Source organism: Streptomyces thermoalcalitolerans (assembly GCF_039525155.1).
Classification (GTDB): Bacteria; Actinomycetota; Actinomycetes; order Streptomycetales; family Streptomycetaceae; genus Streptomyces; species Streptomyces thermovulgaris.
Map to the genome: position 1 here is coordinate 143,697 of NZ_BAAAHG010000002.1, position 24,068 is coordinate 167,764.

The following is a 24,068-nucleotide window of genomic DNA, read 5'->3' on the forward strand; positions in this document are numbered from 1 at the left end:
CGCCGGGGCCTGGGATGACGGCCGCCGCTGCGTGCTCGCTCCGCTCGCTCATTGTCGTACTACTTCCGCAGCTCGATGACGGTTTTGCCGATGCGGATCGGTGCTCCCAGCGGGATCGGCGTGGGAGTCGTCAGCCGGGACCGGTCCAGGTACGTGCCATTGGTGGATCCGAGGTCCTCGACGATCCACTGACCGTCGCGGTCCGGGTAGATCCTGGCATGGCGGCTGGAGGCGTAGTCGTCGTCCAGCACGATCGTGGAGTCGTGCGCGCGGCCCAGGGTGATCGTCTGGCCCTGCAGCGCGACGGTGGTGCCGGTGAGGGTTCCCTCCGTCACCACCAGCTTGGTGGGGGCGTTGCGGCGCTGGCGGCCGCCGCCCTGCTGGCCGCGCTGCTGCGGAGGCGCGGCCTGTCGTCCGGTCTGAGGCCTGGCGGCCTCCCTGCGGGCCCCCCGCTGAGTGACGCGTGTACCGAACAGGTCGGTGCGGATGACCTGCACGGCCACGATCACGAACAGCCACAGTACGGCCAGGAAACCCAGCCGCATGACCGTGAGGGTCAGCTCTGACATTGCCCCCGCTTCACCCTTCGGCTTGCCTATAGATAACGGTGGTGCTGCCCACGACGATCCGCGAGCCGTCGCGGAGCGTAGCGCGGGTGGTGTGCTGCCCGTCCACCACGATGCCGTTGGTGGACCCGAGATCCTGGATCGTCGAGGGCATTCCGGTCCGGATCTCGCAGTGCCGGCGGGAGACGCCGGGGTCGTCGATCCGCACGTCGGCATCGGTGCTGCGGCCCAGCACCATCGTCGGACGGGAGATCTGGTGGCGGGTGCCGTTGATCTCGATCCAGTAACGGGTGCGGCCGCCGGCCGACGGGATCTGCGGAGGCCGTTGGACGGGCGGCGGGTAGCCGTGGCCGCCGGGGCGGCCGGGCGGCGGCGCGGACGGCATGGGCGGCGCCCCGACGGGCGGGTAGCCGTATCCGCCCGGGGCGGCGCCGGGGTGGCCGGGCGGGGCGGCGTAGGGGGCCCCGGGGGCCTGCTGGTTGCTGGAGGAGGAGGCCAGGGTGCGGCTGCGGACCCGGTACAGGCCGGTGTCCAGGTCCTCCGCCTTCTCCAGGTGGACCTTGATCGGGCCCATGAAGGTGTAGCGCTGCTGCTTGGCGTAGTCGCGCACCATGCCGGCGAGCTCGTCGCCGAGCTGGCCGGAGTAGGGGCTCAGGCGCTCGTAGTCGGGCGCGCTGAGCTCCACGATGAAGTCGTTGGGTACGACGGTGCGGTCGCGGTTCCAGATGGTCGCGTTGTTGTCGCACTCGCGCTGGAGCGCACCCGCGATCTCCACGGGCTGGACCTCGGACTTGAAGACCTTGGCGAAGGTGCCGTTGACCAGACCTTCGAGACGCTGCTCGAACTTCTTCAGGACTCCCATGGGGCACCTCCTCCGTCGTGGCCGTCGCTGTCGTTGCGGGTCTTGCCGTCGTACTGCCGTGTCGTGCTTGCCTGGTACTGCTTACTGATCGTATCCACGCGCCGGTGAATCGGCTGGTTCCCCCTGTCGGCCCCGTCGACGGTTGTCGACGCCCGCTGTGCGCCGGGTACTTCTCGGTACGTCTGCCCAGGATCGTAGAGGTGGCCGCCTCCCAGTGTCCCGCACCTGACGGTGGTCCCCGTCAGGTCCCGGACAGGCGGGCGGGGCCGGTGCGCGGTTGATGCCGGTTGATGCCGAGGTCGGTGCGGGGACGGGCACGGGCCGGCACCCGTGCGGGGCCGTTCGCGCCCGTGCCGGGAACCCGTGCCGGGAAAGGGATGTGAATCCACGCTCCGGGGCGTGCTAATCTTCTGGATGTCGGAAGGCACCGGCCCCCACAAGGGGAAGGAGCCGGACGGCACACCCAATGCGCGGGTGGCGGAATAGGCAGACGCGCTGGATTCAGGTTCCAGTGCCCGCAAGGGCGTGGGGGTTCAACTCCCCCCTCGCGCACCACGAGATACCGAGGTACGGGTCTCCACCGGTGACGGATGTCACGGTGGGGGCCCGTTTTCCGTTGCCCGGCGGGAGGGGCGGCGGCTCACAGGACGTGAGGTATCTCACGGACGGATCCGCCGCGACGCGCGGTGGTGTGCGGCGCGGCCGGCGGTCGTGCGCGGGGGCGTGAGCGTCGTCATGGGCGTCGTCACGGGGAGACCGTCCGGGGGTCGCGGCGGGCTGCCCCAGGGGGCCGAATACGGCGTTTTCGCAAGCGGTTCGCAAGCGGAAGGGGCCCGCCCGGTGCGACGCTACGCTGGTCGGGTGACGACCCCGGAAGCTGGACAGGGTGGCGTCCCCGGAGCGGGCCGGGCGACGTCCGAAAGTGCTGCGGCACGGCCCGAGGAGCGGTTGGAGCAGGCCGTACGGGCCGCGGAACAGGCGCTCATCGAGTATGAGATCGCGGTGGAGACCTTCCGGGTGGAGGTCGAGAACTTCGCCCGGCTGCACGAGCAGAGGCTCGGCCCGCTCTATGCGCGGCTGGAGGAGCTGGACGCGCAGATGGCCGAGGCCAGGGCCGCGCGCACCGGTGATCCCGAGGACCTGCGCAAGGCGCAGGAGGCACGGGCCAGGCTGACGCTGATCGAGGGCGTCGAGGACCTGATGCACGGCTGGATGGACTCCCGGGGCCTGTACCCGGAGGCCGCCGCGATGCTCACCGACCAGCCCGTGCGGCCTCCGCAGCGGGTGCGCCCCAGTGACAAGGCCCGCAAGCTGTACCGCGAGCTGGCCCGCAAGGCCCACCCCGACCTGGCGCAGGAGGACGCCGAGCGCAAGCGGCGCGAGGAGTTCATCACCCGGGTCAACGCCGCCTACGCCCGCGGCGACGAGGACGAGCTGCGGGAGCTGGCCGAGGAGTGGGCGGCCGGCCCGAAGCCCAAGGAGCAGCAGCCGAGCCGCAGCGAGGAGCTCTACGCCCGTCTCGAGTGGCTCGCCCAGCGCAAGGAACTGCTCACGCTGGTCGCCAAGCAGCTGGAGGAAGGCGCGATCGCCGGCATGCTCCGCCTGGCCCCCGACGACCCCGACGGCCTCCTGGACGAGATCGCCGAGAATCTCCGCCGGCAGATCGCGGAACGGGAGGCGGAACTGGCCGCCCTGCTGAGCCGGTGATCCTGGGCCGGGAGCGTGGAGGGGGAGTGAGGCGCGTCATCCGCGGTCGCCCGTGTCACGGAGCCTTCGGGTAGCGTCGGGGCATGTATTTCGGAGCTGGTGTGCCCACGGTCGGGGTCACGGACCTCAAGGACGGCGACTTCCTGCTGGACGTCCGTGAGGACGACGAGTGGCAGGCGGGCCACGCCGAAGGCGCGCTGCACATCCCCCTCAGCGAGTTCACCGCCCGGTACGGCGAGCTGACCGAGGCGGCGCCCCGGGACGGACGTGTCCATGTGATCTGCCGCTCCGGCGGACGGTCGGCCCAGGTCGCGATGTACCTGGTCCAGCAGGGCATCGACGCGGTGAACGTCGACGGCGGCATGCAGGAGTGGGCGGCCTCGGGCCGGCCCGTCGTGACGGACGAGGGGAAGCCCGGGCACGTGCTGTGACGGCGGGGCCGGTGCGGCGCCGGTGCGTGCGGCCGGTTTCTCGTCGTGTCCCCGTCGCGCCGGACCCGCCCCGCCGGACACGTCCCGGCCCGTGGTGCGGGGCGCCGGCTCCGGAGGGCCGCGGTCCGTTCCTTCCGGGCGTACGCCGGCCTGACGGCGCGTCAGGAGGGCGGGCCGGGGTAGGCCCGCCGGACGGTCCTGAGTACCGTTCCGGTGCAGCGCCGGGAAACGGTGCGCGCGGTGGTACGGCGCCCCGCGCGACCGGGCGCCCGGAAGACGGACCGGCATCGGGAACGGGGCGGAATGGACGCGCACGACGAGGACTCGAACGTCCCGCACGGGCGCCGCGGACCGCGTGGCGCCGCCGAGGTCCCGTCCCCGGGCGGGACCGGGGAGACCGGTGCGGCGCCGGCACGGCCGGAGGGCCGTCCCGGGGGCTCTCCCGGACCGGATGACGGGCCGGACGGCGGACCGGGTGACGGACTGGACGACGGGCCGGGTGACGGCTCGGGCCCGGTGCGGGGCGGGGTCGCCGCGTTGTCGGTGCCGTACCAGATCGGGGCCGCCCTGGCGCTCGCCGTGGTCGCGGTGGTCGTCTGCGCGCACCTCGGGATGGTCTTTCTGCATGTCGCACCGTCGAACACGGTGTCGAAACAGCACGGGAAGGCCATAGGCGACTGGATCTACCCCGAGTTCGAGCAGAACTGGAAGCTGTTCGCGCCGAACCCGCTGCAGCAGAACATCGCCGTACAGGCGCGCGCCGAGATCCGCACCGCGGACGGCGGAATCCGGACCACCGGCTGGTACGACCTGTCCGCCCAGGACGGCCGGGCCATCGACGGCAACCCGCTGCCCAGCCACACCCAGCAGAACATGCTGCGCCGGGCCTGGGACCTCTACGGGGCCACGCACGACAGCGACAACCGGCCGGTGGGCCTGCACGGCACCCTGGCGGAGCAGTACCTGCGCCGCATCGTGGTGCTGCGTCTGCACCGCGCCCGTGCGGCCGGCGCGGACGGCGTCGTCGAACGCGTCCAGGTCCGCTGCCGCATCGCCGATGTGCCCCCGCCCGCGTGGAGCAAGGAGAAGGCGCGCGGCAGGCCCGAGCACCGTCTGCTGCCCTGGTGGACGGTGCCGGCCGGCGAGTCCCGGGACGGCCTGCGGTGAACCGGCTCGCAACGGCGGTGTCGCAGGGGGTCGGCCGGGTCACCGGAGCGGCTCTCGGCCCCTACCAGAGCGCCGTGATACGCATCGGCTTCTCCGCGACCTGGCTGCTGTTCCTGCTGCGCGAGTTCCCCCACCGCCACGAGCTGTACGGCCCCGACGGGCCGTGGAGCCGGTCCCTCGCCCAGCAGCTGATCGCGGACAACGGCGCCTTCACGGCCCTGATGTGGTTCGGCGGCCGGTTCTGGTTCGAGGTCGTCTACGCGCTGGCCGTGCTGGCGAGCCTGCTGTTCGCGCTGGGCTGGCGCACCCGCACGGCGTCCGTGCTCTTCATGGTCGGCGTGCTCTCCCTGCAGAACCACAGCGTCTTCGTGGGCGACGGCGGCGACAACGTGCTGCACCTGATGGCGCTGTACCTGGTCTTCACCCGCTGCGGCCAGGTGTGGTCGCTGGACGCGCGGCGGGCGGCCCGGGTGCGGGCGGCACGCGCGCGGGGGGAGCGGGTGCCCGACCGGGCCGGTCCCGCCCTGTGGAGCGTGCTCGGGCTGTTCCTGGCCGCGGTCACCGCGACGGGCAGGCTGGAGGGCGAGTGGTTCGTTCCGGCGCTGCTGTGGACGGTGTGGCTGGGCCAGGCCCTGTGGTGGGCCGCCGGGCGGCGCGCGGGGGCGGCCCGGCCGCGGATCCTGCTGGACGTCGTCGCCACCGTCGTGCACAACGGCGCCCTGTTCGTGATCATGGCCGAGACCTGTCTGATCTACGCCACGGCCGGCTGGTACAAGGTCCAGGGCTCGCGCTGGCAGGACGGCACCGCCGTGCACTACCCGCTCCACCTGGACTACTTCTCGCCCTGGCCGGCCCTGGCCGATCTGCTGTCCGCCAACGGCACGCTGGTGATGATCGTGACCTACGGCACGGTGCTCGTGCAGGTCGCCTTCCCGTTCGCACTGCTCAACCGGCAGGTGAAGAACGTCCTGCTGGCCGTCATGATGACCGAGCACGCGGTGATCGCGGTCGTCCTGGGGCTGCCGTTCTTCTCCCTGGCGATGATCGCGGCGGACGCGGTGTTCCTGCCGACGTCCTTCCTGCGCCGGCTGGGCGGCTGGGCGGCACGCGCGCGTGCCCGGCTGCCGCGCCGCGGCGGCCGGACCCCGGCGGGGGACGCGGCGGGCGCCCCGGAGGGCGCCGAGCCCGCCCGCGTAGGCTTCCCGGCATGAACGACCCCGTACGTGCCTGGCACCGGCTTTCCGGCACCTGTGTGCTCCTCGACGGCTTCCACGCCCTCAAGCACGCGGTCCGCTTCGGTGCCGAGGTGCCGGTGGCGGTCACCGCCGACCGGCGTGCGGCGCTCGCCCTCGCCGACGAGCTCGCCCCCGATGTACGGGACACGCTGGACGCGCTGCTGAGCGAGGTGCCGCAGGAGACGTACGCCTCGCTGGTGCCGCGCCCGCACCCCACCGCCGTGGCCGCCCTGGCCGTACGGCCTTCCCGCGAGGCCAATCTGCGGACGCTGGCCCGCACGCCCCGCAGGGCACCGGTCGTCGTGCTGGACCAGCCGCGCAATCTGGGCAACGCGGGGGCGGTGATCCGTCTGGCCGCCGGTTTCGGGGCGACCGGGGTCGTCACCACCGGCACCCTGGACCCCTGGCATCCGACGGTGGTGCGCGGCGGCGCGGGACTGCACTTCGCGACCGCCGTGGAGCGGCTGGAGGTGGACGAGCTCCCGCAGGGGCCGCTGTTCGCGCTCGACCCGGAGGGCGAGGACATCCGCGGGGTGAAGCTGCCCGACGACGCCGTGCTCGCCTTCGGCTCCGAGCGCAGCGGTCTGTCCGCCGCCCTGCGTGCGCGCACCGACCATCTGCTGGCCCTGCCGATGCGCCCCCGGGTCTCCAGCTACAACCTCGCCACCAGCGTGGCGATGACGCTGTACCACTGGAGTGCCACCGGGGGCGCACCTGTGTCCTGAGAGGGCCGTGCCGTCGGGCGTCAGAGGGCCGGCCGTCGGACGTCCTCGGGGCTTCCGGAACTCCTCCGGGGGCTTTCCGGAGGGCTTGCGGAAGGCCGGCGGAGGACATCCGGAGGGCTCTATGCCTCCCGGCGGATCTCCACCATCCGGAAGCGGTTCGCCACGAAGGCGCCGTCGGTGAGGGTCGCGTTGGCCGCCGGGTTGCCGCCCGAGCCGTGGAAGTCGGAGAAGGCGGCGGTCTGGTTGACGTACACCCCGCCGGTGAGGTTGAGCGACAGCTGGGCGGCCTCCTCCAGGCACACCTCCTGCACCGCCTGCTCGACCTCCTGGTCGGTCGTGTACGCGCTGACCGTCATCGCGCCCTTCTCGCGGATGGTGCGGCGCAGCAGCTCCACCGCGTCGGCGGCCGAGTCGACGGCGACGGCGAAGGAGACCGGGCCGAAGCACTCGCTCATGTAGGCGGCCTCGGCGTCCGGCTTGGCGCCGTCCAGCTTCACGATCACCGGCGTACGGACCACCGCGTCCGGGAAGTCGGGGTTCGTCACCTCGCGGGAGGCGAGGGCGACCTCTCCGAGGGAGGCGGCGGCCTCCAGGCGGGCCTTGACGTCCGGGTTGACGATCGCGCCGAGCAGCGCGTTGGCGCGTGCGTCGTCGCCGAGCAGGCCCTCCACCGCCTTGGCGAGGTCGGCGGTCACCTCGTCGAAGGACTTGGGGCCCTGGTCGGTGCGGATGCCGTCGCGGGGGATCAGCAGGTTCTGCGGGGTGGTGCACATCTGGCCGCTGTAGAGGGACAGCGAGAAGGCCAGGTTGGACAGCATCCCCCGGTAGTCGTCGGTGGACTCCACGATCACCGTGTTGACGCCGGCCTTCTCGGTGTAGACCTGCGCCTGGCGGGCGTTGGCCTCCAGCCAGTCGCCGAAGGCCGTCGAGCCGGTGTAGTCGATGATGCGGATCTCGGGGCGGGTGGCCAGGGTCTTGGCGATGCCCTCGCCGGGCCGCTCGGCGGCCAGGGCCACCAGGTTGGGGTCGAAGCCGGTCTCGGCGAGCACCTCACGGGCGATCCTGACCGTCAGCGCGAGCGGCAGCACCGCGCGCGGGTGCGGCTTGACCAGGACCGCGTTGCCGGTGGCGAGGGAGGCGAACAGGCCCGGGTAGCCGTTCCAGGTCGGGAAGGTGTTGCAGCCGATGACCAGCGCGATGCCGCGCGGGACCGGGACGAACCGCTTGGTGAGGGAGAGCGGGTCGCGCTTGCCCTGCGGCTTGGTCCACTCGGCGGTGCCGGGGGTGCGGACCTGCTCCGCGTACGCGTACGCCACCGCCTCGAGGCCGCGGTCCTGGGCGTGCGGGCCGCCGGCCTGGAAGGCCATCATGAAGGCCTGGCCGGAGGTGTGCATGACCGCGTGCGCGAACTCGTGCGTCCGGTCGCTGATCCGCTTGAGGATCTCCAGGCACACCACGGCCCGCGTCTCGGGGCCCGCGTCCCGCCATGCCCGCTGGCCGGCCTTCATGGCGGGCAGCAGCACGTCGATGTCCGCGTGCGGGTAGGTCACGCCCAGCTCGATGCCGTACGGCGAGACCTCGCCGCCCACCCAGTCGTCGGTGCCGGGCTGGCCGAGGTCGAGGCGGGTGCCGAGGAGGGCGTCGAAGGCGGCCTTGCCGGCGGCCGCGTCCAGACTGCCGTTCTCCCCGTAGGCCTTGGGGTGCTCGGGGTGGGGGGACCAGTACGCGCGGGTGCGGATCGCCTCCAGCGCCCGGTCCAGAGTGGGCCGATGCCTGGTGATCAGCTCGTGCGCGGTCGGTTCGGCGGCCATGCGGGACCAACTCCTCGTCTCAAGAGCTCCTCGCCGAGCTCATGACCTGGGCGGAACCCTGCTCCCCACATGGGCAGGAACAGGCAGTCAGAGTTAGAGTAACCGAACGATCGGTCGGTACAAGGGGTCCGCCGCATCTGTGGACAGCGTCGTGCGGGAGGATCGCGCACATGACAGCACTCGACCTCAGCAGCCCCGTAGCCGTCGTCGGCGCCGGCACCATGGGCCAGGGCATAGCCCAGGTCGCACTGGTCGCGGGCCACCCCGTGCGCCTGTACGACGCCGTGCCGGGGCGGGCCCGGGAGGCGGCCGACGCGATCGGTGCCCGGCTCGACCGGCTCGTCGAGAAGGAGCGGCTCACCGGTGCCGACCGGGACGCGGCCCGCGCACGGCTCAGGCCCGCCGACAGTCTCGCCGAGCTCGCCGACTGCTCCCTGGTCGTCGAGGCCGTCCTGGAACGTCTGGACGTCAAGCAGGAGCTGTTCCGCGAACTGGAGGGCATCGTCGGCGACGACTGTCTGCTCGCCACCAACACCTCCTCCCTGTCGGTGACCGCCATCGGCGGCGCGCTGCGCGCCCCGGGCCGCTTCGTGGGCCTGCACTTCTTCAACCCGGCCCCGTTGATGCCGCTGGTGGAGGTGGTCTCCGGGTTCGCCACCGACGCCGCCGCGGCCACGCGCGCGTACGAGACGGCCCGCGCCTGGGGCAAGACCCCCGTCGTCTGCGCCGACACCCCCGGCTTCATCGTCAACCGCATCGCGCGCCCCTTCTACGCCGAGGCCTTCGCGGTCCTGGAGTCCCAGGGCGCCGACCCGGCCACCATCGACGCCGTCCTGCGCGAGTCGGGCGGCTTCCGGATGGGCGCCTTCGAGCTGACCGACCTCATCGGGCAGGACGTCAACGAGTCCGTCACGCACTCGGTGTGGCAGTCCTTCTTCCAGGACGTCCGCTTCACGCCCTCGCTCGCCCAGCGGCGTCTGGTCGAGTCCGGACGGCTGGGCCGCAAGAGCGGGCGCGGCTGGTACGACTACGCCGAGGGCGCCGAGCGTCCCGAGCCGCACACCGCCGGGCAGGAGCAGCCGCCCGCCTACGTCGTCGCCGGGGGCGACCTGGGCCCGGCCGCCGGCCTGCTCGCGCTGATCCGCGAGGCGGGCATCGCCGTCCGCGAGGAGGAGCGGGAGAGGAACCACGAGGAGGACGGGAAGGGCGGGGCCCGCGGCGCCTGCCTGGTGCTGCCGGGCGGCGGCCGGCTGGCCCTCGCCGACGGGCGGACCTCCGCGGAGCTCGGCGACCTCGTCCACTTCGACCTGGCGCTCGACTACCGCCGCGCCACCCGGATCGCCCTGTCCGCCTCCCCGCGCACCGCTCCGCGGACCCTGGCGGAGGCCACCGGCCTGTTCCAGGCGCTCGGCAAGAAGGTCAGCGTCATCGGGGACGTGCCCGGCATGATCGTGGCCCGGACGGTCGCCCGGATCGTCGACCTGGCGTACGACGCCGTCGCCAGGGGCGTGGCCACCGAGGAGGACGTCGACACCGCCATGCGGCTGGGCGTCAGCTATCCGCTCGGCCCCTTCGAGTGGAACCGCCGGCTCGGCCGGACCTGGGCCCACGGCCTTCTGGACAATCTGCACCGGCGCGATCCGTCCGGCCGCTGCGCACCGTCGCTCGCGCTGTACCGCCACATGTACGCCACCGACGAGCGGGAGGGCACCTCATGACCACCGCCAGGCGCGACACGTACACCCCCGAGACACTGCTGTCCGTGGCCGTGCAGGTCTTCAACGAGCGCGGCTACGACGGCACCTCCATGGAGCACCTCTCCAAGGCGGCCGGCATCTCCAAGTCGTCGATCTACCACCATGTCGCGGGCAAGGAGGAGCTGCTGCGCCGGGCGGTCAGCCGGGCACTGGACGAGCTCTTCGGGATCCTCGACGAGGAACAGGCGCGCGTGGGGCGTGCCGTCGAGCGCCTGGAGTACGTGGTGCGCCGCATGGTCGAGGTGCTGATCGCCGAACTGCCGTACGTGACCCTGCTGCTGCGCGTGCGCGGCAACACCGTCACCGAGCGCTGGGCGCTGGAACGGCGCCGGGAGTTCGACCGCCGGGTGGCCGAGCTGCTCAGGGAGGCGGCCGGGGACGGGGACGTGCGCGCCGATGTGGAGGTGCGCCTGGCGACCCGGCTCGTCTTCGGAATGATCAATTCGATCGCCGAGTGGTACCGGCCCGACGGGCGCGGCATGGGGGCGCCCGAGGTGGCCGACGCGGTGGTGCGGCTGGCGTTCTCGGGGCTGCGCAAGACGTGAAGGAGCCGCCGGCACCAGGAGTCGTCCGGGATGCCGCCCCGTCCGCGACCGCCGGGCCCCCGGCGGGTACGCCGTCGCGGACGGCCGCGGCCGCCCCGGGGCGGCCGTGAAAACCGCTGGGCGGCGGCCGGGCGGGCGCCTACCCTCGCTCCTGATGGAGATCTCCTTCCGGAAGCTGCCGGACAACCAGCACGAGATTCTGGTCCGTGGCCGCAAGGGGCCGGACGTCAGGCTGCCCGCCCAGCCGGTCGGCCCGACCATGCCGCACGACCTGGTCCACGCGGTCGTGGAGACCGCGCTCGGCATCGACGACGGCTTCTGGGGTGCGATGGCGCGCGGCGCCACCTTCCAGGGCTTCGAGTTCGTCACCCCGCGCCGCCACCGCCGGTCCGGGATGAAGGTGCTGCGCCGGGGCGGCGACGCCGTGATGGCCGCCGAGCTCCGCGTGAACTGGGCCTACCGCGCATGGCGCGGTCTTCCCACGGAGGGCCGCGCTGTCGGCCGGGCGCCGATCGACGCGGACGCGCTGGCCAGGACCGGACCACGGCTGGACGCCGCCGCCGCGCGCTGGGCCGCGGTTCCCGTCGGCGGGGAACTCCTCTGGCGCTGGGGCGTGGACCGCTAAGGGGGTGTCGTTCCACTCCCACCGCCCGCCTGTGGCGGGGACACCCCGTACCGGCCCGGCCGCCCGTCAGCCCTGCGGCTCCAGGTCCTCCTCCTCGAACACCAGCAGCGTGCGCGTGCTGAGCACCTCGGGGATCGCCTGGAGCCGGGTGAGCACCAGCTCGCGCAGCGCCCGGTTGTCCGGGGTGTGCACCAGCAGCAGGACGTCGAAGTCGCCGCCGACCAGTGCGATGTGGGAGGCACCGGGGAGCCGTCTGAGCTGCTCGCGCACGGTGCGCCAGGTGTTCTGCACGATCTTCAGCGTGATGTACGCGGACGTGCCCTGCCCCGCGCGTTCATGGTCGACCCGGGCGCCGAAGCCGCGGATGACGCCGTCCTCGATGAGCCGGTTGATCCGGGCGTAGGCGTTGGCGCGCGAGACATGGACCCGCTCGGCGATCGACCGTATCGAGGCGCGGCCGTCCACTTGCAGCATCCGCAGGATGGCCTGATCGACGGCGTCCAGCGGGCGCGGCGGCGGAGCGGGAGCGTCCGGGGCTTTGGCGTTCTCGGCCATTTGTTCAGCTGCCATGTCCCCCCGCCTCCTCGCCGTGGACGTCCTGCATCCATCTCAGGCTGTGGAGAACCGTTTGTCCACAGCCTGGGTCCGCCTGTGGCCAAAATGTGCCGGCGACCGAACAATCGGTAGGTGGGGCGGGTCACAGGCGATCCGCCTCCCGTAGCCGCTCCCACGAGGAGGTGCCCGCCATGACGGTCATGGAGCAGCGCAGCGCCTACCGGCCGGCTCCGCCGCCTGCCTGGCAGCCCCGGACCGACCCCGCGCCGCTGCTGCCCGACGCGGAGCCCTACCGCGTCCTGGGGACGAAGAAGGCCGAGAAGGCCGACCCGGAGCTGCTGCGCCGGCTGTACACGCAGCTGGTGCTCGGCCGCCGTTACAACGTCCAGGCCACCGCGCTCACCAAGCAGGGCCGACTCGCCGTCTACCCCTCCAGCACCGGCCAGGAGGCCTGCGAGGTCGCCGCAGCGTTCTGTCTCGAGGAACGCGACTGGCTCTTCCCCAGCTACCGCGACACGCTCGCCGTCGTGGCACGTGGCGTGGATCCCGCCGAGGCGCTCACGCTGCTGCGCGGCGACTGGCACAGCGGTTACGACCCCTACGAGCACCGGGTCGCCCCCTTGTCCACCCCGCTCGCCACCCAGCTGCCGCACGCCGTCGGTCTCGCCCACGCCGCCCGTCTCAAGGGCGACGACGTGGTGGCCCTGGCCATGGTCGGCGACGGCGGCACCAGCGAGGGCGACTTCCACGAGGCACTGAACTTCGCCGCCGTCTGGCGGGCACCCGTCGTCTTCCTGGTGCAGAACAACGGCTTCGCGATCTCCGTCCCGCTGGCCAAGCAGACCGCGGCACCGTCCCTGGCCCACAAGGCCGTCGGGTACGGCATACCGGGCCGCCTGGTCGACGGCAACGACGCCGCCGCCGTGCACGAGGTGCTCAGTGACGCCGTGCGGCACGCGCGCGCGGGAGGCGGCCCGACCCTCGTCGAGGCGGTGACCTACCGCATCGACGCCCACACCAACGCCGACGACGCCACCCGCTACCGCGACGACGCCGAGGTCGAGGTCTGGCGCGCGCACGATCCGATCCAGCTGCTGGAGCAGGAGCTGACCAAGCGCGGTCTGCTCGACGAGGACGGCATCGCGGCCGTCCGCGAGGAGGCCGAGGCGATGGCGGCGCGGCTGCGCGAGCGCATGAACCAGGACGCGCCGCTCGACCCCATGGACCTGTTCGCCCACGTGTATGCCGAGCCGACGCCGCAGCTGCGCGAGCAGCAGGACCAGCTGTGCGCCGAACTCCAGGCCGAGGCGGAGGAAGAGGAGGCCCGATGACCACTGCGGCGCTCAAGCCGGCCACCATGGCCCAGGCCCTCACGCGCGCGCTGCGCGACGCGATGGCCGCCGACCCCTCCGTGCACGTCATGGGCGAGGACGTCGGCACCCTCGGCGGTGTCTTCCGCATCACCGACGGTCTCGCCAAGGAGTTCGGCGACGACCGCTGCATGGACACCCCGCTGGCCGAGGCCGGCATCCTCGGCACCGCCGTCGGCATGGCCATGTACGGCCTGCGCCCGGTCGTCGAGATGCAGTTCGACGCCTTCGCCTATCCGGCGTTCGAACAGCTCGCCAGCCATGTGGCGAAGATGCGCAACCGCACCCGCGGAAAGATGCCCCTGCCGATCACCATCCGCATCCCCTACGGCGGCGGCATCGGCGGCGTCGAGCACCACAGCGACTCCTCCGAGGCGTACTACATGGCGACTCCGGGGCTCCATGTCGTCACGCCCGCGACCGTCGCCGACGCCTACGGGCTGCTGCGCGCCGCCATCGCCTCCGACGATCCGGTCGTCTTCCTCGAGCCCAAGCGGCTCTACTGGTCGAAGGACTCCTGGAACCCGGACGACCCGCAGACCGTTGAGCCGATAGGCCGTGCGGTGGTGCGGCGCACCGGCAGAAGTGCCACGCTCATCACGTACGGTCCCTCGGTACCCGTCTGCCTCGAAGCCGCCGAGGCGGCCCGGGCCGAGGGATGGGACCTGGAAGTCGTCGACCTGCGCTCGCTGGTGCCGTTCGACGACGAGACGGTGTGCGCATCGGTGCGGCGGACCGGACGCGCGGTCGTCGTGCACGAGGCGGGCTCCTTCGGCGGTCCGGGCGGGGAGATCGCCGCCCGTGTCACGGAGCGCTGCTTCCACTACCTGGAGGCACCGGTGCTGCGCGTGGCCGGTTTCGACATTCCCTACCCACCGCCGATGCTGGAGCGGTACCACCTGCCCGGCGTCGACCGGATCCTGGACGCCGTGGCGCGTCTGCAGTGGGAGGCCGAGAGCTGATGACACAGGTGCTGGAGTTCAAGCTCCCCGATCTCGGGGAGGGGCTCACCGAGGCGGAGATCGTCCGCTGGCTGGTCGACGTGGGCGACGTGGTCGCCGTCGATCAGCCGGTCGTCGAGGTCGAGACGGCCAAGGCGATGGTCGAGGTGCCCTGCCCCTACAGCGGCGTGGTCACGGCCCGCTTCGGCGAGGAGGGCACGGAACTGCCCGTGGGCGCACCCCTGTTGACGGTGGCGGTCGGGGAACCGGACGCCGGTGGCGAGACCGAGGGCTCCGGCAACGTCCTGGTCGGCTACGGCACGGGGGCGCCTCCGGCACGCAGACGCAGGGTGCGCCCGGCGCCGATGACATCGGGAACGCCGGGGACTTCAGGGACGCCGGGAGCGCGCAAGACGGCGACGGGCGCTTCGCCGGCACCGGCCGCGGCGAAGAGGACACCGGCCGCGGACGGGGTACCGCGCCCGGCGGGAGCCCGTCCGGCCGCGGTGGCCGAGCGGTCCGCCGAGGAACCCGTCCCCGTGATCTCGCCGCTGGTGCGCCGGCTGGCCCGGGAGAACGGCGTGGACCTGCGGCAGCTGGCCGGCTCCGGGCCCGATGGGCTGATCCTGCGCGCGGACGTCGAGGACGTGCTCAGGGCCAAGGCGGCACGGAACCGGGCCGCCGCGGCACCGGCCGCCTCCCCCGCGCCCGCGGCCACGCCGCAGCGGACCTCCGGCACCCGCATTCCGCTCAAGGGCATCCGCGGTGCCACCGCCGACAAGCTCTCCCGCAGCCGCCGCGAGATACCGGACGCGACCTGCTGGGTGGACGCCGACGCCACGGAGCTGATGCGGACCCGGGACGCCATGAACGCGGCCGGGGGACCGAAGATCTCCCTGCTCGCCCTGCTGGCCCGGATCTGCACCGCCGCGCTCGCCCGCTACCCGGAGCTCAACTCCACGGTCGACCTGGAGTCCAGGGAGATCGTCCGGCTGGACGAGGTGCACCTCGGCTTCGCCGCGCAGACCGAGCGCGGGCTGGTCGTCCCGGTCGTACGGGACGCGCACACGCGGAACGCCGAGTCGCTGACCGCCGAGTTCACCCGGCTGACCGAGGCGGCCCGGGCCGGCACCCTGGCTCCCGCGGATCTCACCGGCGGCACCTTCACCCTGAACAACTACGGCGTCTTCGGCGTCGACGGCTCCACCCCGATCATCAACCACCCCGAGGCCGCCATGCTCGGCGTCGGCCGCATCGTCCCCAAGCCCTGGGTGCACGAGGGCGAGCTGGCGGTGCGGCAGGTCGTCCAGCTCTCGCTCACCTTCGACCACCGGGTGTGCGACGGCGGCACGGCCGGCGGCTTCCTGCGGTACGTGGCCGACTGCGTGGAACAGCCGGCGGTGCTGCTGCGCACTCTGTGACGCAGGTGACGCAGACCCCTGGGACCCGCCCGCGTTCATCGGGAACGCGGGCGGGTCGCATACTCGGGGGGTGACCGCCTGCGAGGAGTCCTTCTTCTACGACGCCGTCGTGCTCGCCGGGGGAGCCGCCCGACGGCTGGGCGGCGTCGACAAACCCGGGGTGTGCGTCGGCGGCCGCACCCTGCTCGACCGCGTGCTCGCCGCCTGCGCCGACGCACGCACCACCGTCGTGGTCTCCGATCCCCGTCCCACCGCGCGCCCCGTGTGCTGGGTGCGCGAGGAGCCGCCCGGCGCGGGCCCGCTCGCCGCGCTCGACGCCGGACTGCGCCGCACCACGGCGGACCACGTCGTCGTCCTCTCCGCCGATCTTCCCTTCCTCCGGCCGGTCACGGTACGGCGGCTGCTGAGCGCCCTGCACGCCGGTGAGGCCGACGGCGCGCTGCTCACCGACGCCGACGGCCACGACCAGCCGCTCGTGGCCGCCTACCGCGCACACGCGCTGCGCCGCGAACTGACGGCGCTCACCACCCGGCACCCGGCCCCCGGCGCCCAGGGCGCCCTTGCCGGGCTGCCGCTGCGCCGGCTGACCGCCGCCCTCGACCTCGTCCGCGTCCCCGACGATGTCGCCGCCTCCTTCGACTGCGACACCTGGGACGACATCGCCACCGCCAGGGCACGTATCAGGGAGCATGAGCACGTGTTGGATGAATGGATTTCCGCAGTCAAGGACGAGCTGGGCATCGACCTGGACGTCGACGTCCGCGCACTGCTCGACCTCGCCCGCGAGGCCGCGCACGGCGTGGACCGGCCCGCGGCACCCCTGACCACCTTCCTCGTCGGCTACGCGGCCGCCCGGGGAAAGGGCGGTCCCGAGGCGGTCGCCGAGGCCTCCCGCAAGGCCGCCGCCCTCGCGCGGCGCTGGGCGGAGGAGACCGCCGCGGACACCGACGCCACCCCCCGCACCGGCAGGTCCGACGCGGCTTCCGGCGCCACGCCCGACTCCCGCCCGGACGCCTGATGACCGCCCGTGGTGTACAGGTCGCCGATGACGCCGGCGACGCCGAGGACGCCGAGGAACTCGACGTCGAGGAGGCGCTCGCCCTCGTGAACGAAGGCAACGGCACCGGTACCGGCAACGGCACCGCCCCGCACCCCGCGCAGGCCCCGCACGCCCCGGCGGCCCGTCACCGGACCACCCCCTGGCCGCAGGCCCGCGAGATCGCCGCCCGCGCCGCCCGGGCCGGTGCCCGCCGCGCCCCCGTCGCGGTGCCTCTCGGCGCCGCCCTGGGCCTGGCCCTGGCCGCACCGCTGACCGCCCTCACCGACCTGCCCTCCTTCGACACCTCCGCCATGGACGGCTGGGCGGTCGCCGGCCCCGGTCCCTGGACCGTGCGCGACGAGGGCGTCCTGGCCGGGCACGACGAGCCGGAGCCGCTGACCGACGGCGAGGCCGTACGGATCGCGACCGGCGCCCGTGTCCCGCAGGACACGACCGCCGTGCTGCGCAGCGAGTACGGCCGCACGGACACCCAGGGCAGACTGCACGCCCTCTGTGAGGCCGGACACGGGAAGGACATCCGCCCGCGCGGCCAGGAGTGCCGCAGCGGGGACCAGTTGCTGCCCCTCGGCACCCTGGTGACCCCGGCCGTGCTCGGTCTCGCCGCGGCGGCCGGGTACGACACGCTCACCGTGATCCCCCGCCCCCGCGTCGACGTCCTGGTCCTCGGCGACGAACTGCTCACCGAGGGCCTGCCGCACGGCGGCCGGATCCGGGACGCGCTCGGCCCGATGCTGCCGCCCTGGCTGCGGGCGCTGGGCGCCGGGGACACCACCGTGCGCCGGATCGGCGACGATGCGAAGGCCCTGCACCGGGCGATCACCCGGTCCAGGGCCGAGGTGATCGTCACCACCGGTGGAACCGCCGCCGGGCCGGTCGACCACCTTCACCCCACCCTGCGCCGGATCGGCGCCGAACTGCTGGTGGACGGCGTCGAGGTACGCCCCGGCCACCCCATGCTGCTGGCCCGCACCAAGGAGGACCAGCACCTCGTCGGTCTGCCCGGCAACCCGCTCGCGGCCGTCTCCGGCCTGCTGACGCTCGCCGATCCCCTGCTGCGCACACTGGCCGCGCACCCGGCCCCGGAGCCGTACACGCTGCCCCTGCGGGAGGCCGTGCAGGGACATCCGTACGACACCCGGCTTGTGCCGGTCGTGTTGCGCGGCGACCACGCCGTTCCACTGCGCTACAACGGTCCCGCGATGCTGCGCGGTGTCGCGGTGGCCGATGCTCTCGCCGTCGTACCACCCGGTGGCGTCCGGCCGGATCAGGAGGCCGAACTCCTCGATCTGCCCTGGGCCGCCGCCGGAATCGGGGTGTGTTTCACGTGAAACTTCCGGGCCAGGATGCGATCGCCCGCCAAGCGGACGAACATCTGATGACCCATCGGGTGGAGCTCCCGCGGAAAATCGTGGAGCGCCCGATACGACAGGTCGGCAAGCGGCTGTCCCTCGCGCTGCTGGTGCTGCTCCTGACCATCGCGATCGTCTATGTCGACCGCGACGGGTACCGGGACGCCGGAAAGGACGCCCCGGTGGACCTCATCGCCGCGGCGTACTACGCGACGGTGACCCTCTCCACCACCGGATACGGCGACATCACCCCCGTCAGCGACAGCGCCCGGCTCGTCAACATCTTCGTCGTCACGCCGCTGCGTGTGATCTTCCTGATCATCCTGGTCGGCACCACGCTGGAAGCCCTCACCGAACGCAGCCGTGAGGAATGGCGTCTGAATCGCTGGAGGACCACTGTGCGCGATCACACCGTCGTCATCGGGTTCGGCACGAAGGGCAGGTCGGCGCTTCAGACCGTGTGTGCGGCCGGACTGAAGAAGCAGCAGGTCGTCGTGGTCGACCCCAGCTCCAAGGCGATCGACGCGGCCACGGCGGAGGGCTATGTGGGCGTGATCGGGGACGCCACCCGCAGCGAGGTGCTCAAACGGGCCGAGGTGCAGCGGGCGGCGCAGATCATCGTCGCCACCCAGCGGGACGACACGGCCGTGCTGGTGACGCTGACGGCCCGGCAGCTCAACCGGAGGGCGAAGATCGTCGCGGCGGTGCGGGAGGAGGAAAACGCGCCGCTGCTCAAGCAGTCCGGGGCGGACGCCGTCGTCACCAGTGCGAGCGCGGCGGGACGGCTGCTCGGGCTGTCCGTGCTCAGTCCGGCCGCGAGCATGGTCCTGGAGGACCTCATCCAGCAGGGCAGCGGCCTGGACATCGTCGAACGGCCCGTCACCCGGGCCGAGGTGGGCCAGGATCCGCGGACCATGGACGACCTGGTGGTGAGCGTGCTGCGCGGGCACCGGGTGCTGGGATACGACGACCCGGCCGTCCGGGAACTGGAGTTGACCGACCGTCTGATCACCATCGTCCGGACCACACCGGACACCAAGGTCACCCCGGACACGCGGCCGCTCCCCCAGGACTGAGGACGGACCCGTACCGGCTCCCAGGTAGCGTCGGCCCCATGCATGCGATCACGATTCCCGAACCCGGGGGACCCGAGAGGTTGGTGTGGGACGAGGTGCCGGACCCGGTGCCCGGCGAGGGGGAGGTGCTGATCGACGTGGCGGCCAGCGCCGTCAACCGGGCCGACATCCTGCAGCGGCAGGGCTTCTACGACCCTCCGCCCGGTGCCTCCCGGTACCCCGGTCTGGAGTGCTCCGGGCGGATCGCCGCACTGGGGCCCGGGGTGTCCGGCTGGGCCGTCGGCGACGAGGTGTGCGCGCTGCTCTCGGGCGGCGGCTATGCCGAGAAGGTCGCCGTTCCGGCCGGTCAGGTGCTGCCCGTTCCCAAGGGCGTCGATCTGAAGCAGGCCGCTGCGCTGCCCGAGGTGACCTGCACCGTCTGGTCCAACGTCTTCATGATCGCCCATCTGCGCCCCGGCGAGACGCTGCTGGTGCACGGAGGCTCCAGCGGCATCGGCACCATGGCGATCCAGCTCGCCCGGGCCGTCGGTGCCAAGGTCGCCGTCACCGCCGGCACCCGGGAGAAGCTCGAGCGCTGCGCCGAACTGGGCGCCGAGGTCCTGATCAACTACCGCGAGCAGGACTTCGTCGAGGAGATCCGGCGGGCCACGGACGGGGCCGGCGCCGACGTGATCCTCGACAACATGGGCGCCAAGTACCTGGACCGCAATGTCCGGGCCCTCGCCGTCAACGGCCGACTCGCGATCATCGGTATGCAGGGCGGGACCAAGGGCGAGCTGAACATCGGCGCCCTGCTCAACAAGCGGGCCGCGATCAGCGCGACCTCGCTGCGTGCCCGCCCGCTCGGTGAGAAGGCGGCCATCGTCGCCGCCGTGCGCGAGCACGTCTGGCCGCTGATCGCCGACGGCCATGTCCGGCCGGTCATCGACCAGGAAGTGCCGATGAGCGATGCCGCGACCGCCCACCGGCTCGTGGAGGAGAGCAGGCACATCGGCAAGGTGCTCCTGGTGACGTCCTGACCTGCCGGTACCGGCGCAGGTACCGGCCCGGCTGGTTCGGAGCCGGCTGGTGCGGGCCCGGCCCGATTCCGGTCTAGCTCCGGCGCAGACGGAGGGCGATGAACGCGAGCCCGAGACCGAGGCCGATCAGGATCAGCCCGCTGCCCAGGGGCAGCATCCGCAGCATGGGCCCGGTCTCGGTGCCGGTCCGCGGGACGGTCCCGGAGACGGAGCCGTCCGCGGGCCCGGACGTCAGGGGAGCGGCCTGCTGCGGTGACAGGGAGGAGGGATCAGACTCCGGACTGCCGTGCGCGTCTCCGGGGTCCGCACGGCCGTCGCCCTCTTCCGGTACCGCCTCCGTCCTCCACCAGGGCGGCCGCCCCGGCCACTCCCGCCCCCTGTCCGGCCACCGGCTTCTGCGCCACGAGGGCTCGGCGGAGGGTGAGGACGGTGGGGACGGCGGGGACGACGACACGGAAGAGGGTGAGGAGGCCGAGAAGGGGAGGGAGGAAGCGGAGAACGAGGGGGAAGCCGAGGGCGACGCCGGGAGGGAAGCCAAGGGCGCGTGGGACGACGCGGTGGCGCCCGAGGGCGTGGGCAGCGCGTGGTGCGCCGAGAGGGAACCGCCGCACAGGACGGCCGCTCCCAGCACGATCAGCAGCCCCGTCGCGCGCACCAGCGCGCGCAGCCATGGAGTCACGCAACAACACTCACATCACGGGCCCCGTCCGGCATTCCGTGATCGGCCGCCGGGACGAACGCACGGCACCATCCGGTCACGCCGCTGCGTCACGGGCTGCCGGCGCCGCTGGAGGACGGCCTCCGCCACGCCTCCCGGCCGCGCGCCGAGGGCGCGATGCGCACGGGGGCGGACCGTCCGCCGGACATCGGGCGGATCCGCGCCGTACCCGGCCGCCCGGAACGCGGGCCTGATCACCCACGAGGGCGTGGACGAGGCCGGTCGCATGCTGTACGCACGGACGGAGACGGACCGCGCCGAGCCGCGGGCCTGGTGTGCGCGGACCGGGCCGGCCCGCCGCACGACGAACGGGCGGCCGAGCCGCTGCCGGCGGTGGGGGCCCGCCGGCGGGCCCTCTGCGAGGCCCGTCTGCCGCGCCCGCATCGACCGAGGACGCGGGAGCAAGACATACAAAGAAATACAAAGAAACAAGCAACGGGGTGGAGCATCCCGTGCGGGGGCACCACAAAGGGGGTGGGCACGGGTGCGAGAGAATGGTGGTATGGAGATGCCGAGGAACGAACGGTCGTCGGAGAAGCCGCAGATCCTGGTCGTGGGGCAGGACGGTATGGCGCTCGGCGGCGGGGACGACGACTCCCGCGAGACCCCGGTGACGGAACAGGTGGAACAGCCCGCCAAGGTCATGCGGATCGGCAGCATGATCAAGCAGCTCCTCGAAGAGGTGCGCGCGGCTCCCCTGGACGAGGCGAGCCGGAACCGGCTGAAGGAGATCCACGCCAGCTCGGTCAAGGAGCTGGAGGACGGTCTGGCGCCGGAGCTCGTGGAGGAGCTGGAGCGGCTCTCCCTGCCCTTCACCGACGAGGCAACCCCCAGCGACGCCGAGCTGCGGATCGCCCAGGCACAGCTGGTGGGCTGGCTGGAGGGTCTTTTCCATGGCATCCAGACGACCCTGTTCGCCCAGCAGATGGCCGCTCGTGCCCAGCTGGAGCAGATGCGCCGCGCCCTTCCTTCGGGTCTCGGCCACGACAGCGACGACTCCCGCACGGGCAGCCGCCAGGGCGGCCCGTACCTGTAGGGCTGCGGGGCGCAGGCCCGTTTGTGCCGGGGCCCGGCAGGAAGGATCCTGTCGGGCCCTTCGTCATGGCCGCCGTGGCCGCCACGACCGCCTCACGGCTGGTCCGTGACCGCTTCCCGGCCGGTGTGCGGCGTGCTCCACGGCCGGCGCGGGACCGTGTCTCAGGACGGCGGGTTGCCGGTCGAGACGCTGAGCTCGATCTCGGGCATGTTGTCCGGGTCGACGTCCGTGCCGGCGGAGGGGAACTGGTCCATGACCGTGTCCTGGCCGTAGGTGTTCTCGTCCACCCGCTTGATCTTCATGCGCCACCCCGCGGCCTGGAAGCACTCCTTGACCGACCCGAGGTACTTGAACTGGAAGTTCGGGACCTCGATCTTGTCCGGGTCGTTGTACGCCTTCCGCGGCTCCGTGCACTCGGCCTTGTCGATCGTCTTCGACTTGTCCGGTCCGCGGTGCCCCGCGACCACCGACGGGGACGCGGAGGCGCTGCTGCCGCCGCCCCCCGCGTCGTTCTTGCCGTCGCCGTTGTTCAGGATCAGCGCGACGATCAGGCCGAGGACCACGATGGCGGCGACGGCGGCCGATCCGATGATCACCGGCTTGCTGCTCCGGTCGCCCTGCCCGGACATGTGCTGGGGCGCGTTGGTGTACGGCGGCGGGGTCGGCGCCTGCGCCGGCTGGGCGTACGGCGGCGCGGCGGGCGTCTGGTAGCCGGCCTGCTGCGGGTAGCCGTACCCCTGGGACGGGGCGGGGGCACCGGTGCCGTACGGGTGGGATGCCGGGGCCGGCTGGTACGGCGTCCGCACCTGGCCCGAGGGGGCCGGGGTGGACTGGTCGACGGGCGGGAAGACCGCGGAGGCCACGCCCGCGCCGCTCGGTGTCTGGGCGCCGGGGACGATGCGGGGCGGGGCCGCCTGGACGGAGGCCGCCACGCGCAGGCACTCGTCGCGCATGGACTCGGCGTTCGGGAAGCGCTCGTTGGGGTTCTTCCGCAGCGCGCGGGCGACCAGCGCGTCCACCGCCGGGGGCAGCGAGCGGTTGATCGAGGAGGGGGCGACCGGCTCCTCCTGCACATGCGCGTAGGCGATGGCGAGCGGGGAGTCGGCGTCGAACGGCAGCCGCCCGGTGACCAGTTGGAACAGCATGATGCCGACCGAGTACAGGTCGGAGCGGGCGTCCACGCCCCGGCCGAGGGCCTGTTCCGGCGACAGGTACTGCGGGGTGCCCACGACCATGCCGGTCTGGGTCATCGAGGTCACCCCGGACTGCATGGCGCGGGCGATGCCGAAGTCCATGACCTTGACCACACCGCGCTTGGTCATCATCACGTTGCCCGGCTTGATGTCGCGGTGGACCAGCCCCATCTCATGGCTGATCTCCAGCGCGGCGAGCACATCCGCGGTGATCTTCAGGGCCTTGTCGACGGGCATCGCGCCGTGCTGCCGGATGTCCTCCTCCAGCACCGAGCTCAGAGGACGCCCCTCGACGTACTCCATGACGATGTACGGCGTCGTCATGCCGTCGACTTCGTCCTCGCCGGTGTCGAACACCGAGACGATGTTCGTGTGCGTGAGTTTCGCCACTGCCTGGGCCTCGCGGCGGAACCGCTCACGGAAGGCCGGCTCCCGGCCGAGTTCGGTGTGGAGCGTCTTGATGGCGACCTGACGGTCCAGCACGGAGTCGTAGGCGAGGTGCACCGAGGCCATGCCGCCCTGGCCGAGCAGGTCGCGCAGCTGGTAGCGGCCGCCGGCCAGTGCCCGCCCCGTGTGGCGGCCGTGTGCGCCGTCCTGGCTCATCTTTCCGTTCCCCCACTAGGCCGTCGGGCGCCCTCGTTGTTCGAATGACTCATTCCTGGCCAAGTCTGCCCCAGGGCACCGACACGTCAAGTTCGGTGCCCGTTCCGTGACCGTACGCGAAGGAACCGTCGCGGAAGCGTGACAGCGGTCGTACGGTCGGTACACAGAATTTGCGCGAAGGCACCCGCACCGGGTTTGATGACCGATCCGTCTCGGGCCGGTTTCCACGTAAGGTCACCACACGATCTGGACCGGCGGCTTGCGCGGAGCCTGTAGCGTGGCCGAGGGAGACGCAA

At 72.6% G+C, this 24,068-nt stretch carries 22 protein-coding genes and 1 tRNA gene; 17 read left to right on the forward strand and 6 right to left on the reverse strand.

The window, feature by feature from the left end; translation table 11 throughout:
* Positions 1-59: 59 nt before the first annotated feature.
* Together ABD224_RS02075 and ABD224_RS02080 are read right to left on the reverse strand one after the other, a co-directional pair.
* Entirely contained in the window at positions 60-569 is a 510-nt protein-coding gene (locus ABD224_RS02075) for an FHA domain-containing protein FhaB/FipA (protein WP_067398315.1), read from the reverse strand.
* Between the two features lie 10 nt (positions 570-579).
* Positions 580-1,428: an FHA domain-containing protein gene (locus ABD224_RS02080; RefSeq protein ID WP_344046024.1), complete on the reverse strand. Its 849-nt coding sequence runs from the start codon at positions 1,426-1,428 to the stop codon at positions 580-582.
* A gap of 468 nt (positions 1,429-1,896) precedes the next feature.
* Between ABD224_RS02080 and ABD224_RS02085 the strand changes: the two genes are divergently transcribed.
* From ABD224_RS02085 to ABD224_RS02110, 6 genes are all read left to right on the forward strand, one after another.
* Positions 1,897-1,983 (forward strand) — tRNA-Leu (locus tag ABD224_RS02085).
* Between the two features lie 306 nt (positions 1,984-2,289).
* The gene (locus ABD224_RS02090) at positions 2,290-3,135 is read left to right on the forward strand and encodes a hypothetical protein (RefSeq protein WP_344046026.1); all 846 of its coding nucleotides are present in this window, start codon (positions 2,290-2,292) and stop codon (positions 3,133-3,135) included.
* Between the two features lie 101 nt (positions 3,136-3,236).
* Positions 3,237-3,566, forward strand: coding sequence for a rhodanese-like domain-containing protein (locus tag ABD224_RS02095; protein WP_344046278.1), 330 nt, complete (start codon positions 3,237-3,239; stop codon positions 3,564-3,566).
* 303 nt (positions 3,567-3,869) lie between these two features.
* Positions 3,870-4,733 carry a DUF5819 family protein gene (locus ABD224_RS02100; protein ID WP_344046028.1) on the forward strand — a complete coding sequence of 288 codons (864 nt, stop codon included), beginning with the start codon at positions 3,870-3,872 and terminating at the stop codon, positions 4,731-4,733.
* Positions 4,730-5,944, forward strand: a complete 1,215-nt coding sequence (locus ABD224_RS02105) for an HTTM domain-containing protein (RefSeq protein WP_344046030.1) — start codon at positions 4,730-4,732, stop codon at positions 5,942-5,944. Before ABD224_RS02100 ends, ABD224_RS02105 begins: the two co-directional genes overlap by 4 nt.
* Positions 5,941-6,693: a TrmH family RNA methyltransferase gene (locus tag ABD224_RS02110; protein WP_344046032.1), complete on the forward strand. Its 753-nt coding sequence runs from the start codon at positions 5,941-5,943 to the stop codon at positions 6,691-6,693. The genes ABD224_RS02105 and ABD224_RS02110 overlap by 4 nt, the downstream gene beginning before the upstream one ends.
* A 119-nt stretch (positions 6,694-6,812) precedes the next feature.
* On the opposite strand, the gene paaN is transcribed toward ABD224_RS02110, so the two are convergent.
* On the reverse strand, positions 6,813-8,504 hold the full coding sequence (gene paaN / locus ABD224_RS02115; RefSeq protein ID WP_344046034.1) for a phenylacetic acid degradation protein PaaN: 1,692 nt from the start codon (positions 8,502-8,504) through the stop codon (positions 6,813-6,815).
* Between the two features lie 170 nt (positions 8,505-8,674).
* Here paaN and ABD224_RS02120 point away from each other — a divergent pair, with 170 nt between their 5' ends.
* From ABD224_RS02120 to ABD224_RS02130, 3 genes are all read left to right on the forward strand, one after another.
* Positions 8,675-10,222: a 3-hydroxyacyl-CoA dehydrogenase gene (locus ABD224_RS02120; RefSeq protein WP_344046036.1), complete on the forward strand. Its 1,548-nt coding sequence runs from the start codon at positions 8,675-8,677 to the stop codon at positions 10,220-10,222.
* On the forward strand, positions 10,219-10,806 hold the full coding sequence (locus tag ABD224_RS02125) for a TetR/AcrR family transcriptional regulator (protein WP_344046038.1): 588 nt from the start codon (positions 10,219-10,221) through the stop codon (positions 10,804-10,806). Before ABD224_RS02120 ends, ABD224_RS02125 begins: the two co-directional genes overlap by 4 nt.
* Positions 10,807-10,960: 154 nt before the next feature.
* Positions 10,961-11,431 carry a hypothetical protein gene (locus tag ABD224_RS02130; protein ID WP_344046040.1) on the forward strand — a complete coding sequence of 157 codons (471 nt, stop codon included), beginning with the start codon at positions 10,961-10,963 and terminating at the stop codon, positions 11,429-11,431.
* Between the two features lie 66 nt (positions 11,432-11,497).
* Here the strand turns inward: ABD224_RS02130 and ABD224_RS02135 are convergent, their stop codons facing one another.
* Positions 11,498-12,001: an Lrp/AsnC family transcriptional regulator gene (locus tag ABD224_RS02135; protein ID WP_344046042.1), complete on the reverse strand. Its 504-nt coding sequence runs from the start codon at positions 11,999-12,001 to the stop codon at positions 11,498-11,500.
* A gap of 176 nt (positions 12,002-12,177) precedes the next feature.
* Between ABD224_RS02135 and pdhA the strand changes: the two genes are divergently transcribed.
* The 7 genes from pdhA (at position 12,178) to ABD224_RS02170 (ending at position 20,222) form a co-directional block, all read left to right on the forward strand.
* A complete protein-coding gene (gene pdhA, locus ABD224_RS02140) occupies positions 12,178-13,317 on the forward strand; it encodes a pyruvate dehydrogenase (acetyl-transferring) E1 component subunit alpha (RefSeq protein WP_344046044.1) in 1,140 nt (379 codons plus the stop codon).
* A complete protein-coding gene (locus tag ABD224_RS02145; protein WP_344046046.1) occupies positions 13,314-14,318 on the forward strand; it encodes an alpha-ketoacid dehydrogenase subunit beta in 1,005 nt (334 codons plus the stop codon). The genes pdhA and ABD224_RS02145 overlap by 4 nt, the downstream gene beginning before the upstream one ends.
* On the forward strand, positions 14,318-15,718 hold the full coding sequence (locus tag ABD224_RS02150) for a dihydrolipoamide acetyltransferase family protein (RefSeq protein ID WP_344046048.1): 1,401 nt from the start codon (positions 14,318-14,320) through the stop codon (positions 15,716-15,718). Before ABD224_RS02145 ends, ABD224_RS02150 begins: the two co-directional genes overlap by 1 nt.
* 70 nt (positions 15,719-15,788) lie before the next feature.
* Positions 15,789-16,736 carry an NTP transferase domain-containing protein gene (locus ABD224_RS02155; RefSeq protein ID WP_344046050.1) on the forward strand — a complete coding sequence of 316 codons (948 nt, stop codon included), beginning with the start codon at positions 15,789-15,791 and terminating at the stop codon, positions 16,734-16,736.
* Positions 16,736-18,106, forward strand: coding sequence for a molybdopterin molybdotransferase MoeA (locus ABD224_RS02160; RefSeq protein WP_344046052.1), 1,371 nt, complete (start codon positions 16,736-16,738; stop codon positions 18,104-18,106). The genes ABD224_RS02155 and ABD224_RS02160 overlap by 1 nt, the downstream gene beginning before the upstream one ends.
* Positions 18,103-19,203 (forward strand): potassium channel family protein, encoded by a 1,101-nt coding sequence (locus ABD224_RS02165; RefSeq protein WP_344046054.1) that lies wholly within the window; start codon positions 18,103-18,105, stop codon positions 19,201-19,203. Before ABD224_RS02160 ends, ABD224_RS02165 begins: the two co-directional genes overlap by 4 nt.
* A gap of 38 nt (positions 19,204-19,241) precedes the next feature.
* Positions 19,242-20,222, forward strand: coding sequence for an NAD(P)H-quinone oxidoreductase (locus ABD224_RS02170; protein ID WP_344046056.1), 981 nt, complete (start codon positions 19,242-19,244; stop codon positions 20,220-20,222).
* A gap of 73 nt (positions 20,223-20,295) precedes the next feature.
* Here ABD224_RS02170 and ABD224_RS02175 read toward each other — a convergent pair whose 3' ends face one another.
* A complete protein-coding gene (locus tag ABD224_RS02175) occupies positions 20,296-20,901 on the reverse strand; it encodes a hypothetical protein (protein ID WP_344046058.1) in 606 nt (201 codons plus the stop codon).
* Between the two features lie 541 nt (positions 20,902-21,442).
* Between ABD224_RS02175 and ABD224_RS02180 the strand changes: the two genes are divergently transcribed.
* Positions 21,443-21,976, forward strand: coding sequence for a bacterial proteasome activator family protein (locus ABD224_RS02180; RefSeq protein WP_344046060.1), 534 nt, complete (start codon positions 21,443-21,445; stop codon positions 21,974-21,976).
* Between the two features lie 161 nt (positions 21,977-22,137).
* Here the strand turns inward: ABD224_RS02180 and ABD224_RS02185 are convergent, their stop codons facing one another.
* Complete coding sequence (locus ABD224_RS02185) at positions 22,138-23,772, reverse strand: protein kinase domain-containing protein (RefSeq protein ID WP_344046062.1); 1,635 nt, start codon at positions 23,770-23,772, stop codon at positions 22,138-22,140.
* Positions 23,773-24,068 lie beyond the last annotated feature (296 nt).